Annotated in this window: 16 protein-coding genes; 10 read left to right on the top strand and 6 right to left on the bottom strand. The window is 41.1% G+C overall.

Annotated elements, in window-relative coordinates; genetic code table 11:
- Positions 1-24: 24 nt before the first annotated feature.
- Positions 25-240, bottom strand: a complete 216-nt coding sequence (gene rpmE / locus ACFI34_RS11530) for a 50S ribosomal protein L31 (RefSeq protein WP_006793092.1) — start codon at positions 238-240, stop codon at positions 25-27.
- Positions 241-471: 231 nt separating this feature from the next.
- Between rpmE and priA the strand changes: the two genes are divergently transcribed.
- From priA to ACFI34_RS11505, 5 genes are all read left to right on the top strand, one after another.
- Entirely contained in the window at positions 472-2,658 is a 2,187-nt protein-coding gene (gene priA / locus ACFI34_RS11525; RefSeq protein WP_462673590.1) for a primosomal protein N', read from the top strand.
- 20 nt (positions 2,659-2,678) lie between these two features.
- Positions 2,679-3,206, top strand: coding sequence for an SPOR domain-containing protein (locus ACFI34_RS11520; RefSeq protein WP_462673589.1), 528 nt, complete (start codon positions 2,679-2,681; stop codon positions 3,204-3,206).
- Positions 3,207-3,285: 79 nt separating this feature from the next.
- The gene (gene hslV, locus ACFI34_RS11515) at positions 3,286-3,804 is read left to right on the top strand and encodes an ATP-dependent protease subunit HslV (protein WP_058403860.1); all 519 of its coding nucleotides are present in this window, start codon (positions 3,286-3,288) and stop codon (positions 3,802-3,804) included.
- An 11-nt stretch (positions 3,805-3,815) separates the two neighbouring features.
- Positions 3,816-5,144 (top strand): HslU--HslV peptidase ATPase subunit, encoded by a 1,329-nt coding sequence (gene hslU / locus ACFI34_RS11510; protein ID WP_058403861.1) that lies wholly within the window; start codon positions 3,816-3,818, stop codon positions 5,142-5,144.
- A gap of 65 nt (positions 5,145-5,209) precedes the next feature.
- Complete coding sequence (locus tag ACFI34_RS11505) at positions 5,210-5,584, top strand: gamma-butyrobetaine hydroxylase family protein (RefSeq protein ID WP_058550581.1); 375 nt, start codon at positions 5,210-5,212, stop codon at positions 5,582-5,584.
- Positions 5,585-5,607: 23 nt separating this feature from the next.
- On the opposite strand, the gene ACFI34_RS11500 is transcribed toward ACFI34_RS11505, so the two are convergent.
- The 3 genes from ACFI34_RS11500 to ACFI34_RS11490 all read right to left on the bottom strand — a co-directional run bounded on the left by ACFI34_RS11500 (position 5,608) and on the right by ACFI34_RS11490 (position 9,163).
- Positions 5,608-7,488 (bottom strand): methyl-accepting chemotaxis protein, encoded by a 1,881-nt coding sequence (locus tag ACFI34_RS11500; protein ID WP_462673588.1) that lies wholly within the window; start codon positions 7,486-7,488, stop codon positions 5,608-5,610.
- Positions 7,489-7,595: 107 nt separating this feature from the next.
- A complete protein-coding gene (locus tag ACFI34_RS11495) occupies positions 7,596-8,627 on the bottom strand; it encodes an MJ1255/VC2487 family glycosyltransferase (protein WP_462673587.1) in 1,032 nt (343 codons plus the stop codon).
- Entirely contained in the window at positions 8,624-9,163 is a 540-nt protein-coding gene (locus tag ACFI34_RS11490; RefSeq protein ID WP_462673586.1) for a phosphatase PAP2 family protein, read from the bottom strand. Before ACFI34_RS11490 ends, ACFI34_RS11495 begins: the two co-directional genes overlap by 4 nt.
- Positions 9,164-9,368: 205 nt before the next feature.
- Here ACFI34_RS11490 and rraA point away from each other — a divergent pair, with 205 nt between their 5' ends.
- Together rraA and ACFI34_RS11480 are read left to right on the top strand one after the other, a co-directional pair.
- A complete protein-coding gene (rraA, locus tag ACFI34_RS11485; protein ID WP_058403865.1) occupies positions 9,369-9,866 on the top strand; it encodes a ribonuclease E activity regulator RraA in 498 nt (165 codons plus the stop codon).
- Between the two features lies 1 nt (position 9,867).
- Positions 9,868-10,923, top strand: coding sequence for a formimidoylglutamase (locus ACFI34_RS11480; RefSeq protein WP_462673585.1), 1,056 nt, complete (start codon positions 9,868-9,870; stop codon positions 10,921-10,923).
- Between the two features lie 151 nt (positions 10,924-11,074).
- Here the strand turns inward: ACFI34_RS11480 and ACFI34_RS11475 are convergent, their stop codons facing one another.
- Both ACFI34_RS11475 and hutI read right to left on the bottom strand, forming a co-directional pair.
- A complete protein-coding gene (locus ACFI34_RS11475) occupies positions 11,075-12,736 on the bottom strand; it encodes an EAL domain-containing protein (RefSeq protein WP_462673642.1) in 1,662 nt (553 codons plus the stop codon).
- A 124-nt stretch (positions 12,737-12,860) separates the two neighbouring features.
- On the bottom strand, positions 12,861-14,108 hold the full coding sequence (gene hutI, locus ACFI34_RS11470; RefSeq protein ID WP_462673584.1) for an imidazolonepropionase: 1,248 nt from the start codon (positions 14,106-14,108) through the stop codon (positions 12,861-12,863).
- A gap of 120 nt (positions 14,109-14,228) precedes the next feature.
- Between hutI and hutC the strand changes: the two genes are divergently transcribed.
- From hutC to hutH, 3 genes are all read left to right on the top strand, one after another.
- Positions 14,229-14,936 (top strand): histidine utilization repressor, encoded by a 708-nt coding sequence (gene hutC / locus ACFI34_RS11465; RefSeq protein ID WP_006793079.1) that lies wholly within the window; start codon positions 14,229-14,231, stop codon positions 14,934-14,936.
- A gap of 70 nt (positions 14,937-15,006) precedes the next feature.
- On the top strand, positions 15,007-16,680 hold the full coding sequence (hutU, locus tag ACFI34_RS11460; protein ID WP_462673583.1) for a urocanate hydratase: 1,674 nt from the start codon (positions 15,007-15,009) through the stop codon (positions 16,678-16,680).
- 2 nt (positions 16,681-16,682) lie between these two features.
- On the top strand, positions 16,683-18,215 hold the full coding sequence (gene hutH / locus ACFI34_RS11455) for a histidine ammonia-lyase (RefSeq protein WP_462673582.1): 1,533 nt from the start codon (positions 16,683-16,685) through the stop codon (positions 18,213-18,215).
- Positions 18,216-18,218 lie beyond the last annotated feature (3 nt).

Here is an 18,218-nt window from a genome sequence, read left to right as displayed (position 1 = left end):
CTTAATTTAACAAGACAGCAAAAATTACTTCTTGCTACCAAGTGCACCGAAACGCTTGTTGAAACGATCAACACGTCCGCCAGTGTCTAAAACTTTTTGCTTACCAGTGTAAAAAGGGTGACACGCTGAACATACGTCAAGGTGAATGTCTTTACATAGAGTAGAGCTTGTTTCGAATTTATTGCCGCATGAACAAGTTGCAGAAATTACTTCGTACTTAGGGTGAATACCTTCTTTCATAGAAACCTCTAGTTAAGGCCGCATCGCTCTCCAAACCCGAAGTCTGGCACCATACGTCGTTAAAACAAATTTGTTGGTCGCAGATTTTATCCAACTACCATCAAACACACAAGCTATTATTAACTGTTTTGCTAAAAAAGTAGGCAGACACTTAAGCAAGCAATATTTGCTAGTAGGTTTTTAACGTTATTTTTAGTACATTACATCATTAATTTTATGAGTTGAGTTGCTATGTGTTTTGCTGAAGTCGCTATAAAAGTCCCCTTACCGCGCACCTTTGATTATAAAGTAGATAAGCAACTCGATGGCATGGCATCACCACTTAAACCGGGTATGCGTGTGTTGGTGCCTTTTGGTAACCAACAAAAAGTCGCCGTTGTTTTAGCTATTAAAAGCAAGACCGACGTCCCCGAAAACAAAATAAAATCCATCATCGAAGTAATTGATGACGCGCCTATTTTATCATCTGAGCACATTGCGCTTTTGAGTTTTACATCTCGCTATTACTGTTACCCACTCGGCGAAACAATTCATATAGCGCTACCTAGTGCGCTGCGCCAAGGTGAGTCACCGGATAAAACCAGTATCAATATGGTTATGCTGACAGAAAAAGGATCAAAACTTCCGTCACTCAAAGCAAAAACTCAACTTAACTTATTAAAGCAACTTGCACAGTCAGGTAAATCATCATTAACCGAGCTTAAAGCACTCGGCTTTAGTAAAAAAACTATCGATAGCCTTATTGCAAAAGCGCTTGTTACACAAACCATAGAACATGATAATCAGTGGCAAAGTACTGCACCAACAGTAGGTAGTAAGCCTACACTTAACAAGGAGCAAGCCGTAGCTTGCACTGCAATTAATCAAAGTAAAGGCTTTAACACGTTTTTATTAGAAGGGGTTACCGGTAGTGGTAAAACCGAAGTCTATCTTCAATGTCTTGAAGAAGTATTAAAGCGAGGTGAACAAGCCTTAGTTCTTGTCCCCGAAATAGGCCTTACCCCTCAAACGGTAAACCGTTTTCGTCGTCGCTTTCCAGATACACCCATCATGTTATGGCACTCTGCACTTACCGATAACGAACGCCTACAAACATGGCGCTTTTGCGAAAAAGGGAGTTGCGCTATTGTAATAGGTACGCGCTCAAGTATTTTTTTACCCTTTTTAAAGCTCGGTATGATTGTAGTTGACGAGGAACATGACTCATCATTTAAACAACAAGATACCCTTCGTTACCATGCTCGAGATTTAGCAGCTTATCGTGCATTCCAGCATAAAATCCCACTAATACTCGGCAGTGCTACTCCAGCGCTCGAAACCTTGCATAAAGCCATTAATAATAAGTACCAACTATTAAGCCTTACTGAGCGCGCTCAAACCTCAACCGATAACCAATTTAAATTACTCGACATGAAAGGCCAGCCCGATCAGGCGGGTATTGCTCACGCAAGCCTTGCTACTATGCGCCAACATTTGAATCGTGGTAAACAGGTTATGGTGTTTTTAAATCGTCGTGGTTTTTCACCTACACTTATTTGCCATGAATGTGGTTGGTTAAGTGAATGTAACCGTTGCAGTACTAGTGCCACGTTCCATAAAGCGATTGGTCAAATGATTTGCCACCATTGTGGCGACCAACATCAAGTACCTCATCAATGCCCTGATTGCGGGAGCACACAGATATTTCCTAATGGCAAAGGTACTGAACAAATAGAAGAGTTTTTAACAAACGAGTTTCCTGATACACCAGTAACCCGTATTGATCGCGATTCAACTCGTCGTAAAGGCAGTTTAGAAAAAGCCCTAGACGAAATTAATTTAGGTGGAGCGCGCATATTAGTAGGTACGCAAATGCTTGCAAAAGGTCATCACTTTGCTGATGTAAGCCTTGTCATAATTTTAGACGTAGACAGCGGCCTATATTCTTGCGACTTCAGAGCAACGGAACATTTAGCGCAGTTAGTGACTCAAGTAGCAGGACGTGCTGGTCGCTCAGGAGAGCCTGGCCAGGTGTTATTACAGACACACTTTCCCGAACATCCACTTTTACAAGATTTGGTCAATAATGGTTACCAAGATTTTGCACGCTTTGCGTTAAGCGAGCGTGATGACGCCGACTTACCTCCCATCACTAATATGGCCATAGTCCGTGCACAAGGGCTCAGTATTAAACTAGTCGTCGACTTTTTGACAGATTTGGTTCCAGTTAACGGGGTATCTGGTATACAATTGCTCGGTCCGATCCCTGCCCCATTAGAGAGAATTGCGGGTATGTATCGGTTTCAATTGCACATTCAAGCGCAAGATCGCCGCATATTACATCAGTATCTTGCGCAAATGGTTGATTATTTAAGCACCAGTAAACTTGCACAAAAAGTTCGCTGGAGTTTAGATGTAGACCCTATAGATATGATTTAGGTTAAGGCCAAAATAACGCTATGGCACAGCACGATTACATTAATAAAAACCCAAAAAATAGAAAAAACACCAAAAAAGAACCTGCTAAAAAGCCATTTCCTTACCTCTTGGTAATTGTTGCAGCTTTGCTTGTGGGCGGTTTTGCCTATGGATTATGGTTTATTAAAAATAATGCCGACCCCGAGCTTGTTGAAAAACAAACTAACCCCGCTGTAAAAGAAAAAATAGAAGTGGTCGTTCCTCGTGCGCCTGAATTTATAAAAGAAATCAGAAACCATGAAGTGCAAGTAGAAGTAAAAGAAATTGAACAAAAAGGCCCTTATGTTATGCAATGTGGCTCGTTCAGGACTCATGAACAGGCTGAATCGTTAAAAGCTAAAATAGCCTTTGCTGGTCTTATATCTGAAATAAGAGAAACCAAAGGCGAAACGGGTATTTGGTATAAAGTACGTTTAGGGCCTTATAAAACGAAGCGCCAAGCAGAAAGTGATAAAAATAAACTCAAGCGTGTAAAAGTCGTCGGCTGCGGAATTTGGGGCTGGACTTGAAAATAAACCATTCACCCATATAACCTCATCATAATCGTTTTTAACGAGTTGCCCCTGCAACTCGATGATGAGGAATAACATGACCACTATTGTAAGTGTACGCCGCGACGACAAAGTTGTGATCGGTGGCGACGGCCAAGTTTCATTGGGTAATACCGTAATGAAGGGCAATGCCCGTAAAGTTCGACGCCTTTATAATGGCAAAGTAATCGCAGGTTTTGCCGGCGGTACTGCTGATGCCTTCACCCTTTTCGAACGTTTTGAAAGCAAACTAGAAATGCATCAAGGTAACCTCACCAAAGCCGCTGTTGAAATGGCAAAGGATTGGCGAAGTGACCGTGCACTCAGAAAGTTAGAAGCCCTTTTAGCTGTAGCCGACGAAACGGCCTCTTTAATCATTACCGGTAACGGTGACGTCGTTCAACCTGAAAATGACTTAATTGCTATTGGCAGTGGTGGTAACTTTGCCCAATCGGCAGCAACCGCGTTATTAGAAAACACCGATTTAAGTGCTCGTGAAATAGTAGAAAAAAGCCTAACTATTGCAGGTGATATCTGCGTATTTACTAACAACTTCCAAACTATCGAAGAATTATAATAGGAACCGCTATGTCTGCTATGACCCCAAGAGAAATTGTTCACGAGCTAGACCAACATATTATTGGCCAAGCTAACGCAAAAAAAGCCGTTGCTATTGCCCTTCGTAATCGCTGGCGCCGCATGCAATTAAACGATGATTTACGTGCAGAAGTAACGCCAAAAAATATTTTAATGATTGGTCCTACAGGTGTCGGCAAAACAGAAATTGCACGCCGCCTAGCTAAGCTTGCTAATGCCCCTTTTATCAAAGTAGAAGCAACTAAGTTCACCGAAGTGGGTTATGTTGGCAAAGAAGTTGAAACCATTATTCGCGACTTAGTTGAAGTGTCTATTAAAATGACACGTGAACAACAAACTAAAAAGTTCAAGCACCGTGCAGAAGAAGCGGCCGAAGATCGTATTTTAGATGCACTTTTACCACCTGTTAAAGATCAATACGGTGAAACTCAGCGTGATGAAAACTCATCAACACGCCAAACATTCCGTAAAAAGCTTCGCGAAGGTCAACTAGACGATAAAGAAATTGAAATCGATTTAGCACAAGTACAACCAAACGTAGAAATTATGGCGCCTCCTGGCATGGAGGATATGACCAATCAGCTGCAAAGCATGTTTCAAAACATGGGTGGCGATAAGCGCACTAAGCGCAAGCTCAAAATTAAGGAAGCCTTTAAGCTACTAACCGAAGAAGAAGCGGGCAAATTAGTAAACCCAGAAGAGCTAAAAGAGCAGGCTATATTTGCTGTAGAGCAAAATGGTATTGTTTTTATCGATGAAATAGACAAAATTTGTAAGCGTGGAGATTCATCGGGCCCAGATGTTAGTCGAGAAGGTGTACAGCGCGATTTACTTCCGCTTATTGAAGGTTCAACAGTAAACACTAAGCACGGTATGGTTAAAACTGACCATATGCTATTTATCGCCTCTGGTGCATTCCAAATGGCTAAACCATCAGACATGATCCCTGAACTACAAGGTCGCTTACCTATTCGCGTTGAGCTTGAAGCACTCACTGCAAACGACTTCAAACGTATACTTACAGAGCCTCATGCATCACTCACAGAGCAGCAGCGCGAGCTACTTAAAACAGAGCAAGTTGATGTCCAGTACAGTGATGACGCTATTGAGCGTATTGCAAAAGCGGCATGGCAAGTTAACGAGAAAACCGAAAACATCGGTGCTCGTCGTCTTCATACTGTGATGGAAAAGCTAATGGAAGAGATTTCATACGATGCGTCTGAGCAAGCTGGATCGTCGGTAGTTATTGATGCGGCTTATGTTGAAAAACATTTAGGTGCACTAGTTGAAGATGAAGATTTAAGCCGCTTTATTCTTTAATTGGTACTATAAGTAGTTATACTAAAAGCCTCCATATTGGGGGCTTTTTTAATGGGATACAAAACATGAAACACGTAACAAAAGTGCATTATCATAGCGTGAGCAAAAATTTAGATGTTTACTTTGACGATGATAGTAAAGCCGTATTTAGTTGTGAGTTTTTACGTGTTCACTCTCCATCAGCAGAAGTACAAGGTCATGGCTCTGGCCCTATGAAGCTGGTTTTAAACAAGCAATCAGTCGGGATAAAAAAAATCGTCCCGGTTGGGCATTACGCATTGCGCCTAGATTTTGACGATGGCCATAATAGCGGATTATTTAGCTGGAACTATTTTGCTAAGCTGCAAGAACAGCAGACTAAGTTATGGGATGAGTATTTAGAACGTGTAAGCGAAAACACAAAAAACAAAGACAGTGTGCCAATAAAGTTTATTCCTTAAACCTTATTGGCTCTTCAATAAGTTTAGACTTTAAATTTATCTATCGCAGCATATAGTACGCGACCTTGCTCAGATACCTCTTCACTAGTTTGCGCGTTACGCGATGCATGCTCTGATGCATCTTGTGCTATATCTCTAATACGTACCACGTTTTTATTAACCTCTGATGCAACTTGGCTTTGCTCATCAATAGCAACGGCAATTTGTGTACTCATTTCCATGATGGTTTGCACATCTTCAGTAATAGCACCCAACAACTCACCCGCTTTAATTGCCTGAGATGCACTTTCATCACCTTGTGAGCGACATTGGTGCATAATGCTTACAACTTCCTGAGTACGTTGCTGCAGGGTATTAATAATCCCTTCTATTTCACTAGTAGACTCTTGCGTACGCTGGGCTAATGAGCGTACTTCATCAGCAACCACCGCAAAGCCGCGACCTTGCTCGCCAGCACGAGCGGCTTCAATTGCAGCATTGAGCGCAAGTAAGTTAGTTTGTTCAGCAATACCACGAATAACATCAAGAACCGAGCCAATCGTTTCACCGTCTTTTTCTAGTTGAGACACCACATCAGATGCACTGCCTAAAGATCCAGACAATTCTCTGATATGGTTAACGGTTGATTCAACTTCGCTGCGGCCTTGTTGAGCACTCAAGTTTGTAGACTCCGCTTTTTTAGCTGCCGCTTCAGTATTATGCGAAATATCCTGAATAGTCGCTTGCATTTCTGTGGCTGCGGTAGCAACCATGTCAGCTTCGTGTAATTGCTCTTGCATACCTGAGCTTGTGGCTGCAGTGCTCTCAGATAAATGATCTGTTGCTACATTGAGTGTGTTTAATGCGCCATTTACTTCGTAAATCAGGTTTTTAAAATCACCTATTAAACTATTAAAGTCAGTCGTCATGATTGTGATTTCATCTTTACCTGTTTGCTCAATCATTACGCTTAAGTCGTTATTGCGCCTAATGTCATTTATGCTGTGATAAACGCGTTCAATAGGAACAATGATTGAATGGCTAGTAAAGTAAACAAGTAATAAAACAATAACGCCTGCAATAACGAAAATAGTAATTGCCAAAAACTGCGCCTCACTTACGCTGTTTTTAACATGAGTTACTGTTTCCTCAACAATTTGGCTAACAACAGTGTCACTTTTCGACACACTTTCCCGCATTTTGCCAAGAGCTCCTGACTCTAAGTTTACCCCTAATTCAACTTGGGCTTTTACAAGCGCCTGAAAAGAATTTTGATAAGTAGCAATTAAACTATTGAGTTCTGATTTGGTGCTTGAGTCTATTGTTGAACTAGAAAGGCTTTGTTCAAGCTTCGTAATAGTGTCGTCAAAACGGGGGAGATACTTGGTATCTAAGCGCAGCATAAAATCCTTCTCAGCACGTCTTAATTGCAACATAAGTACTAGCAACTCATCGCTTTGCTGCTCGTTAAGTAAGGTTTCTACTTTATGCACTGCATCCCTTAGTTCACCATAAAGCGCGTCTTTAGGATTTAAGCCTATTTTTCTTTGAAGAGAGACTACGTTATTAAAATCGCTATTATATTTAGCAACTAAGCTTTTTAAATGCGCTGCTTTTTGAGTATCAATATTTAGACTAGACATTAAAGCCTGTAATTCAGCTAACTTTGTATCCAAGACTGCATACTCTTTTTCGAACGACTCTAAAGAACTCTCAGTTTTGTAAAACAAAAAGTTTTTCTCGTTCTTTCTCAATTCTAATTGCTGAATGTTCAGCTCTTTCGCTAACTGTATAGTCTGATTTAACTTAAGATTTTCCCTTCCCTCAAAAATAATTACACATAGTAGAATAACCATTGCTAAACCAACTACCAAAGCATTAAGTTGCAGTCGCCTCTTAATCGTCAAATTTTCTAAAAAACTCATTTCAAACACCTTTGGTTAATATGCAATCTTATTATAGACTAATGCCTTAAACTGCTTCAGTTTTTTTAGCTTTTGACAAACTGGTCATACCTGACCAGAACCTAATATTACAAGTTAACACTTCCCCATAATCCCTTGTGAAGTAATTGCGTTTTGTGCCATTGCTTTTGTAATAACCAATTCAAAAGCGGTTCTGGGTCACTTGGAAAATTAATTTGCTTATTTTGAGGGGCATTATTCCAATCATCTAATGCTTGAGGGTTTAAATAATTCATCACATGGGCCATTCCCATAGAGCGTAAAGTTTGTGCGTTCTCACCCTGCTCAAATTGCCCATTTAAAGGTTTAAGTAATAACTTTTTACCCAACTTTAATGCCTCACTGGCAAGTTCAAATCCGGCATTACCAATCACGCCGCTTGTATTGGCTAAATCATTTAAAAAGTCAGATCTTGAAGGCGAACGTAAATGTATATTACCTAGCGATCTATTTTGCGCATCGGGGTGATAACAGTAAAACTCTTTTTCGGGAAAGTCCTTTAGGTAGTCAATAATGCTAGCAAGGTTTTCAAAGGGCAAGTACACCAACACTTTGTTAATAATCGCAACAGGATTACTATGCTCATGATGTGCAATAAATGGTGGAATAATGTTTTCAGCAAATGGCTGCCAATGAACCCCTAAATAGGTATCGGCAGGGGCATAATTTTTAATTAATGATTTACGTAAAATTCCCCGGCTAAACATAGGCACACTGCTTGATAAAAATGCCGCCTGGTGACTAATACCAACCACCGGTATAGCGGCGCGTTTAGCTGCCCAAGCCGTAATAGGCTCAAAGTCGTTAAGTACAAAATCATACTGTTTAACATCGAGTGTTTTTATGTCTTTTATTAATCTACAAATACGTGCATTTTTTACTGTTTGCAGGCTTTTCACTTGCCCGTTTTTAGTATTAAACGATAGCCCTCTAAAGCTTTTATAGTTCGCAAAGTCTTGCATATCAAAGTAGTCTTTATTTGCACGTCCTGAAAAAACATAATCCACTTCAATATTCAACTTTTTAAAACAACTTGCCATTACACGGGCTCGTGTTATGTGGCCATTTCCTGTGCCTTGAATACCATATAATATTTTCATGCTGGCACCACCACCGCTAGTGCAAATAAACCACATGAACTGCCTATAAGCGCACCAATGATAATATCAGCCGGATAATGGACCCCCAATACCACCCTCGATATTGCCACGCCACCAGCCCATGCTAAGAATATCCATACATATTGAGGGAAAAAATGGCACAGAATAATAGCAACTAAAAAAGCGGCAGCACTGTGACCTGACGGTAAACTAAATTTGTCACTTGGTACTATGTAGGCATTGGTTACTAAACAATCGCATGGTCTTATTCGTGCAAAATACTTTTTAGCTAAAAAGTAAATGGGGCGTTCAATAATAAAGCCAAGCATTATGGCAATAGGGAGTAACTGGTACTGCTCGTTTTTACTAAGCCACCACACGCCTGCACAGATAATTAAATACAATCCGCCATCGCCACTTTTAGATAACCCAAATGCCAATTTTTTTAACCACTTAGGTGAGTTGCAATTAAACAACGTTAAAAATAGTCGCTCATCAAACTGAGCTACTTTTTTCAGTATATTATTCTCACTCATTGCTTATTCCCCATTGCATAATATATGAACACTGAACTAGCTTAGGTGTTGTAAATAACAATTGAGTGACGCTTTTAAGACACTATTGTTGCTATTATTGATTTACTCCTTGTTTTGCTTAAATTTACTACGATTAAGTCGTTGTTATTGGATATAAGGCAGGTATACTGAGTTATAAATTAATGTACCTTTTGAGGATAAAATAATGGATTACAGCACTTCTGATTTATGTGACCACTTTGCTGATGTGGTTGACGTGCTAGAGCCAATGTTCATCAACTTTGGTGGTCGACACAGTTTTGGTGGCCGCATTAAAACGGTTAAATGTTTTGAAAATAATGAACTGATCCGCGAAATACTATCTCAAGACGGTACAGACCAGGTGCTATTAATTGACGGTGGTGGCTCTACTCGCCGTGCACTTATTGATATTGAACTTGCTGAACTTGCTTTTGAAAACAATTGGAATGGCATTGTTGTGTACGGAGCTGTCCGTCATGTAGATGAGCTAGAAGAGCTTGATGTAGGTATTCAAGCCATAGCATCAATCCCTGTGGCTGCCGACAGCGAAGGCGCTGGCGAAAATGGCATTGGTGTTAACTTTGCTGGTGTGTCGTTTTTCGATGATGACTTTATCTATGCCGATAGCACGGGTATTGTGTTATCTGCTGAGGAACTTGAGTTGGAAGTTGTAGAAGTATAACGTGACCACTCAGTTAAAAGTATATGATGAAAGCGCGGTTAAAGCTTTTTGCTCTACCCGCGCAAACGAAAAAAAAGCATGGCAAGCCATGTCTTTACTCGACACTCACGTAGATGTTCAACAAGCCCTTGTTGATGCCGCTGAGTTTGGTATGCGCTATGTGCTTTTAGGCATATGTGAAGACATTGGCCCTAAAGCCAATTTAGGCAATGATGGAGCAAGTGAAGCCTGGCCTGCTTTTTTATCTAAATTTTTAAACCAACCCCATAATCAATTTATTGCCACTCAAAAAGTGTTGTTACTTGGCGAAGTTCACGTTGATGACCTAATGGCGCAAAGTAACCTGCTAAACAACAAAAACCCTGAACAACTTCAGCAATTGCGTTTGCTATGCCAACAGTTAGATGAGCGCGTAGAAAGCGTATTAAATCTGATATTTAAAGCGGGTCTTGAGCCAATTGTGATTGGTGGCGGGCATAATAACTGCTTAGGGATTATTCGTGCACTTAGTGGTTCACAGCATACACTAGTTAATGCAATAAACTTTGACCCTCATGCTGACTTTAGAGAATGCGAAGGACGCCACAGTGGCAATGGGTTTCGATATGCTTATAACGAGAAGCTACTCAATAATTACCATGTTATTGGCTTACACGAGCAGAAAAATAACCAAGCAATTATTGATGCCATGACGCAGGCAAACTTTACGTTTGATAGCTACCAGTCACTCAAAGTAAAACGCGACATAACGCTTACTCAGTCTATTGATAAGGCTATTAACGGTTTTGATTCATTACCCCTAGGCATTGAAGTAGATCTAGACAGTATTACATTTATGCCTGTAAGTGCCTATACATGCTGTGGGTTTAGTGTCAGCGACACTGAACATTTTATATATAAAGCAGCAAGTAATCGAAACGCTAAATACTTACACTTATGTGAGGCATCACCAAGCCAACATCCAAACGGACCTGAAACAGGTGCCACACATGTAGGACAAGTGATCAGTGCATTGGTAAATAGTTTTATACTCGCAAGAGAAGCGAAGGCACCTTAGCCTTTCATGTTGAGGTTTATTTTAGAGACAATAAAATTGTAGGCGAGTTTATACTCTGAGTTAAAAACGCCCTTGCGTTCTGTTTATAGCTTAAAGTCATTTAAGAATGGTGAAAGGTCGGGTAAAGCTTACTTACTCAATTTTTGTTTTATTATTCTTGCGCTTGTCGCCACTCTTTTAACCAGCTCATTAAACCGATACTGCTCAGCGGATGCCCAAAATAATAACCTTGTGCGGCATACGCATTTAAACTTTTAACAAATTTAAGTTGCTCAAGGGTTTCCACCCCTTCAAAAATGACTTTTGTTTTTTGCTGATTATGCATTTCAACCATACCACCAACTAAACTGCGGATATTATTTTGGTTGCTAAAATCAGCAGTTAATGACGGCGCTACTTTTATATATTCCACCGCTAAGCTAGGTAACTTAGAAAGCAGTACAGGGTTATCACCTAAGCCATCAACACAAAGCTTTAAGCCAATATTGTTCAGCCTTGCGATCATTGCTCTGCCTTTATCATCGAGCCCCGTAAATATATGTAATGGACACTCAACAATTAAATCCCCCATTTGCAAGTTGTGCTCAGTTATTACATTATCAACAAACTCAACAAACTCTTCATTAAGCATTTCTGGGCCAAATACATTAATGCTTAGCGGTATGGCTATGCCTTCTATTCTAAGTGCCATAGCAAGTTCTGCAGCCCGCTCTATAACAAACTTAGCAAGTGGGTAACCAAGCCCTGCAATTCTAATATCATCAATAAAACGATTAGCAGATAAAATCCCTTGTTTAGGATGCTGCCAACGCAATAACAGTTCTAAAAACTCAATTTGACCATTTTTATTACAAATAACCGGTTGAAAATACAACTCAAGCTCGCTTGCAAAGTCAATGTTAGCAAGTTCTTTTAAACGCGCTTGCTGTTCTAATTGCTCAATCATCATTTGCTGGTGATAAGGCACCACTTTTTGAGTAGGCTGGCTATCTAGCGCTAAGTAGGCATAGGAAATTAAATCGTCAAAGTTAGTATCTTGCTCATTACAGGCAACATAGCTTGCTCTCGCTTTCACCTCAATCGTACAATTGGCGACATTAAAAGGCTTAAGTGTTGCACCGAGTATGGTATCAATAATTTGTTCGTGTAAATGCTTGTGGTTGGCTAAGCTGCAAATAAACGCAAAATTTAACCCACCTAAATGAGCTAGTTTTTCATTACCCACTAAAGTAATCACTTCTTTGTTTTCTAATTGTTCTTGTATTCTATTTGCTGATTGCGCTAATAAAACATCACCAAACCCACGGCCAATATGCTGATTCACTTGCTCAAAACCTTCAAGCCTGATAATGATGAGCACGGCTTCAACTTGGGTATTATCACACCATGTGTAATACCCTTGGCGTAACTCTTTTTTGCTGGCAAATACCGAAAGCGGTGACTCTTCAACAAACGCGTCATCAAGCTTTTTGGGTTCTATGGTCACTTTGGGATCGTCGCTTTCATCGTTTAACAACCCCACAACAGCGCATAATAATATAGCTAATACAACCCAAAATAACGGTACGTCTAATAATAGATGCGCTGAAAACAGCACCACAAATAACAATCCAGCGGCGGAGCTGGTAATAATCATACTCCAATTATTACGCTCAAATGATTGCCATAAATGAAAGCAAAAACCAAAGGCCAATAAAATAGCTAGCCATGCTTCACCGCTACTTAAAATAGCTAAACCTACAACACCTGTGCATAAATAACTAAATTTAATATTGGTATTTTTAACCGAAAATAAAGTAGTGATCATCGCCATTAAAAGCGCACCACTGAAAAAAATCGGAAAATTACTGTCGGTTAATATATTCAAGTTAACGGCACTCGTATTCGTAAAAAAACTTTAACAACAACTTGTTAAATATGAACAAAAATAATACAAACTAATTAAGTCTACCCAAAATCCATAAATTTGACAGTTTATTTACGCCGAATTGGTAACTTAATTGCGATGGATGGCTTATTTGCCAATGTGCAATGTCGGCTCTGGCTCCCACTTTTAACACTCCTCTATCGTTTAAACCCAGTGCCTTAGCTGCGTTGCTGGTAACACCTGCTAACGCTTGTTCTGGTGTTAACCTAAATAGAGTACATGCCATATTCATCATTAATTGTACCGAGCACAGCGGTGAAGTACCCGGATTGAAGTCGCTAGCAATAGCTATTGGCACTTTGTATTGGTTTAATAACGCGATAGGTGGCTGTTTTGTCTCTCTTAAAAAATAAAATGCCCCCGGTAACAGCACAGCCACAGTGCCAGCCTTTGCCATGGCTTTTACACCTTGCTCATCAAGGTATTCTATATGATCTGCAGATAACCCATTAAATTCGGCCACCAGCTCAGCACCATACTGATTAGATAACTGCTCTGCATGGCATTTTACTGGCAAATTATGTTTAGCCGCCGCCTCAAATACGCGCTTAGTTTGCTCATGACTAAACCCCACATTTTCGCAAAACACATCAACGGCGTCAGCAAGGTCACCTGCAACAACTTGTTTAAGCATCTCGTTGCACACCAAATCAATATATTCATCTGCACGGCCTTTGTATTCATTAGGTAATGCATGAGCGCCTAAAAATGTTGTTTTGATATCAATGGGATGATGTTCACCCAGCAATCGTGCCACTTCTAATATTTTAACTTCGTTCGCGGTATCGAGCCCATAACCCGACTTAATTTCAACCGTTGTTACGCCTTCTTTTAACAGTGTATTTAGTCTGTCTTTGGCATCAACAAATAGTTGCTCTCTATGTGCAGCTCTGGTTGCTTTTACTGTACTTGCAATGCCTCCGCCTTGAGTTGCAATTTGTTCATAGCTTACACCTTGTAATCGCTGCTCAAATTCTTGCGCACGAGATCCTGCAAACACCAAATGGGTATGACAATCTATTAACCCAGGTGTTAACCATTGCCCTTTTATGCTCAAGGTTGGCGTTGCGAAAACGTCAAATGGCGGCAGCGATGCTTGCTCACCCAGCCACACGATTTCACCGTTTTTAATCGCTAAGGCTGCATTTTCGATGATCCCATAAGGTGTATCTCTAGTAGGATCCATTGTGGCAATATTTGCATCGATTAAAAGTAAATCGATATTTTCTAAGTTATTATTTTGTTGAGTGTTTTGCATATTGCAGTCCATACATACCCTGACATGATTGAAATATAGTCTAACAACACATCTTGTATATACAAGAGGATTGTGTCATCTTATTTAATATAAATTACTCCTAATACAGCTACCCAGTTAATGACAACACCTAAATTTGCGCAAATAAAACAATTTATTGTTGATAAAATTCGCAGCGGTTTGTGGCAAGAAAACCAACGCGTTCCCTCTGAAAACGAGCTAAGCACACAATTTAGCGTTAGCAGAATGACCGCTCGCCGCGCACTTAGCGAATTAACAGAATCTGGAATACTTACGCGTAGCCAAGGCCTTGGAACATTTGTTGCTTCGTTTAAGTCGCAGTCTTCATTACTTGAAATTAAAAATATTGCCGATGAAGTTAAAGAGCGTAACGGCAACTACACCTGTAGCGTGCTTATACTTGAATCAATAAACGCGGTTGCCCCTATTGCTATCGCATTAGGAGTAGAAGTAGATAGCGTTGTGTACCGAAGCGTACTGGTTCATAACGAAAACGACAGCCCATTACAGCTTGAAGAACGCTTTGTGAATCCCGCGCTTGCCAGCGGCTATTTACAACAAGACTTTAGTGCAACGACTCCTCATGAGTATCTTTCAAGTGTTGCACCTCTCACCCAAGCTAGACACACAGTAGAAGCCATTATGCCCAACAACGAAATGTGCCAATGGTTAAACCTATATAACGAAGAGCCTTGCCTGCAAGTTATTCGCAGAACATGGTCAGTTAACGGTATTGTAAGTTTTGCACGCCTTGTATCGCCTGGTAGCAAATACCGCTTGGGCGGACACTTAACGTTTAAAAAATAAGATAAACAAAATTGCGCATCATGCGCTTTTTTTGTGACAAATCACCTTGTATATACAACAGGAGCAACACATGACTAACCGACTCGACACAAGTCGCGTAATACGTGCACCGCATGGCGATATGATAAGCGCAAAAAGCTGGCAAACTGAAGCAGCAAAACGCATGCTCATGAACAATTTAGACCCTGAAGTTGCAGAGCATCCTCACGCATTAGTTGTTTATGGTGGTATTGGTAGAGCAGCACGTGATTGGCCAAGTTTTGATAAAATAATAGCAACCCTAGACCGATTAAATGATGACGAAACATTGCTTGTTCAGTCAGGTAAACCTGTTGGCGTATTTAAAACACACAGCAATGCTCCTCGCGTTTTAATTGCAAATTCAAACTTGGTACCCCACTGGGCTAACTGGGAGCACTTCAACGAGCTAGACAAAAAAGGGTTAATGATGTACGGCCAAATGACGGCTGGATCTTGGATTTATATTGGCTCTCAGGGCATTGTACAAGGCACGTACGAAACATTTGTAGCCATGGCTAAGCAACACTTTAATGGTCAAGCCAAAGGTAAATGGGTGTTAACAGGCGGCCTTGGTGGCATGGGCGGCGCGCAGCCACTGGCGGCAACTATGGCCGGCTTTTGCGCCTTAGTTGTGGAGTGTGACGAAAGCCGCATCGATTTTCGCATTAAAACTGGCTACGTTGATGTTAAAGCCACAAACCTTGAACATGCATTGCAGTTAATTACTGACGCATGTGTTAACGAAAAAGCAATTTCTGTTGGATTGCTGGGCAATGCCGCAGATATATTTAGCACACTTGTAAGCAGCGGTATTACACCCGATGTAGTGACCGATCAAACTTCAGCACACGATCCACTTAATGGTTACTTACCACAAGGTTGGACTATGGAACACGCCGCTAAAATGCGTGAACAAGACCCAAAAGCGGTTGTAAAAGCAGCCAAGCAATCAATGGCAGTGCAAGTTAATGCCATGCTAGCATTACAAAAAGCCGGCGCGGCAACCACTGACTACGGTAATAATATTCGCCAAATGGCATTTGAAGAAGGTGTTACAAACGCATTTGATTTCCCTGGGTTTGTTCCTGCTTACATTCGTCCATTATTTTGCCAAGGTATTGGTCCGTTTAGATGGGTCGCTTTATCGGGCGATCCAGAAGATATATATAAAACAGATGCTAAAGTAAAAGAGTTAATTCCTGATGATGCACATTTGCACAACTGGCTTGATATGGCGCGCGAACGCATTCAATTTCAAGGCTTGCCGGCTCGCATATGCTGGGTGGGGTTAAAAGATAGAGCACGCTTAGCACTTGCATTTAATGAAATGGTAAAAAATGGCGAGCTTAAAGCCCCCATTGTTATTGGTCGTGATCATCTTGATTCTGGCTCAGTAGCAAGTCCTAATCGTGAAACAGAAAGCATGAAAGATGGTTCAGATGCCGTCTCTGATTGGCCGTTACTTAACGCTCTGCTTAACACGGCAAGCGGCGCTACGTGGGTATCACTTCACCATGGTGGGGGTGTAGGAATGGGCTTTAGCCAACACTCAGGTGTTGTTATTGTTGCCGATGGTACAGACGAAGCGAAAGCACGTGTTGGTCGCGTGCTTTGGAATGACCCCGCTACCGGTGTAATGCGCCATGCAGATGCCGGTTACGACATCGCAAAAAACTGTGCCAAAGAGCAAAACTTAGACTTACCAATGCTGAACGAGGAATAATCATGGTCGAACTAACTCTCACACCCGGCTCGCTTGATTTAAATAGTCTAAGAAAGATTAATGCATCAAGTGTACAAATAAACCTTGAAAAAAATGCCGAATCTCAAATCGCTGCCAGCGCACAAACCGTTCAAAATGTCATTAATGAGCAACGCACAGTGTACGGGATTAACACCGGGTTTGGCCTGCTTGCTAATACCAAAATTGCCGATGACGAGCTTGAGCTACTTCAGCGTTCAATTGTGCTTTCTCATGCCGCTGGCATTGGCGAGTACATGGACGACAGCACAGTGAGATTGATGGTTACACTAAAAATCAACTCGCTTTCTCGTGGCTTTTCAGGCATTCGCTTACAAGTCATCGAGTTTTTTATACAACTGCTTAATAGTGAAGTTTACCCATGCGTTCCTAAAAAAGGCTCTGTTGGCGCTTCAGGTGACTTAGCTCCACTTGCACATATGTGCTTACCCTTACTAAGCGAAGGCCAAATGCGCCATCAGGGTAAAATAATCAGTGCGGCTGAAGGTTTGAAAATAGCAGGGCTTGAACCGCTTACGCTTGCAGCAAAAGAAGGTTTAGCACTGCTTAACGGTACCCAAGCGTCTACCGCTTTTGCATTACAGGGGCTATTTAGAGCAGAAGATTTATATGCACAAAGCTGTGTAATAGGCTCTATAAGTATTGAGGCAGCAATGGGTAGCCGCGCACCTTTTGACTCACGTATTCACGAAATTCGTGGGCAACGTGGTCAAATAGATACTGCGCAAGTGTTTAGAGATTTGCTTAATACTCAATCACAAATTAGCGACTCACATGTTAACTGTGAAAAAGTACAAGACCCTTATTGTTTACGTTGCCAACCTCAGGTATTGGGCGCGTGTTTAACACAAATACGCCAAGCAGCTGAAGTATTACTGTGCGAATCAAATGGGGTAACCGACAACCCACTCGTATTTGCTGATGTGGGCGATATTATTTCTGGCGGAAACTTTCACGCTGAACCTGTCGCTATGGCCGCCGACAACCTCGCTATTGCAATTGCTGAAATTGGCGCTCTAGCAGAGCGCAGAATTGCCCTACTTATTGATTCTAACTTATCAAAATTACCACCCTTTTTAGTTGAAAACGGTGGCGTAAACTCTGGCTTTATGATTGCTCAAGTGACAGCAGCAGCATTGGCATCTGAAAATAAATCGCTTGCGCATCCCGCGTCTGTAGATAGCTTACCAACATCTGCAAACCAAGAAGATCACGTTTCAATGGCCACGTTTGCCGCGAGGCGATTACAAGAAATGGCAAATAATACACAAGGTGTTTTGGCTATAGAGTGGCTTGCATCGGTACAGGGCTTAGAGTTTAGAAAACCGCTAAACCCATGTGATAAAGTCTTAAAGGCAAAAAATTTATTACGCGAACACGTAAACTATTACGATAAAGATCGCTATTTCGCCCCCGATATAGAGCAAACTAACGCACTATTGAGCGAAGGTAAATTGTGCGACTTTATTGACCGCAACCCTCTCCCTTCTTATTAAAAA

It is taken from the genome of Pseudoalteromonas sp. PSi26, from assembly GCF_054960575.1.
This window is presented reverse-complemented; position numbering and strand designations above follow the sequence as displayed.

Coding starts and splice junctions, on each gene's coding strand:
- rpmE (WP_006793092.1), bottom strand. CDS start 240: ATGAAAGAAGGTATTCACCCTAAGTACGAAGTAATTTCTGCAACTTGT.
- priA (WP_462673590.1), top strand. CDS start 472: ATGTGTTTTGCTGAAGTCGCTATAAAAGTCCCCTTACCGCGCACCTTT.
- ACFI34_RS11520 (WP_462673589.1), top strand. CDS start 2,679: ATGGCACAGCACGATTACATTAATAAAAACCCAAAAAATAGAAAAAAC.
- hslV (WP_058403860.1), top strand. CDS start 3,286: ATGACCACTATTGTAAGTGTACGCCGCGACGACAAAGTTGTGATCGGT.
- hslU (WP_058403861.1), top strand. CDS start 3,816: ATGTCTGCTATGACCCCAAGAGAAATTGTTCACGAGCTAGACCAACAT.
- ACFI34_RS11505 (WP_058550581.1), top strand. CDS start 5,210: ATGAAACACGTAACAAAAGTGCATTATCATAGCGTGAGCAAAAATTTA.
- ACFI34_RS11500 (WP_462673588.1), bottom strand. CDS start 7,488: ATGAGTTTTTTAGAAAATTTGACGATTAAGAGGCGACTGCAACTTAAT.
- ACFI34_RS11495 (WP_462673587.1), bottom strand. CDS start 8,627: ATGAAAATATTATATGGTATTCAAGGCACAGGAAATGGCCACATAACA.
- ACFI34_RS11490 (WP_462673586.1), bottom strand. CDS start 9,163: ATGAGTGAGAATAATATACTGAAAAAAGTAGCTCAGTTTGATGAGCGA.
- rraA (WP_058403865.1), top strand. CDS start 9,369: ATGGATTACAGCACTTCTGATTTATGTGACCACTTTGCTGATGTGGTT.
- ACFI34_RS11475 (WP_462673642.1), bottom strand. CDS start 12,736: ATGGCGATGATCACTACTTTATTTTCGGTTAAAAATACCAATATTAAA.
- hutI (WP_462673584.1), bottom strand. CDS start 14,108: ATGCAAAACACTCAACAAAATAATAACTTAGAAAATATCGATTTACTT.
- hutC (WP_006793079.1), top strand. CDS start 14,229: ATGACAACACCTAAATTTGCGCAAATAAAACAATTTATTGTTGATAAA.
- hutU (WP_462673583.1), top strand. CDS start 15,007: ATGACTAACCGACTCGACACAAGTCGCGTAATACGTGCACCGCATGGC.
- hutH (WP_462673582.1), top strand. CDS start 16,683: ATGGTCGAACTAACTCTCACACCCGGCTCGCTTGATTTAAATAGTCTA.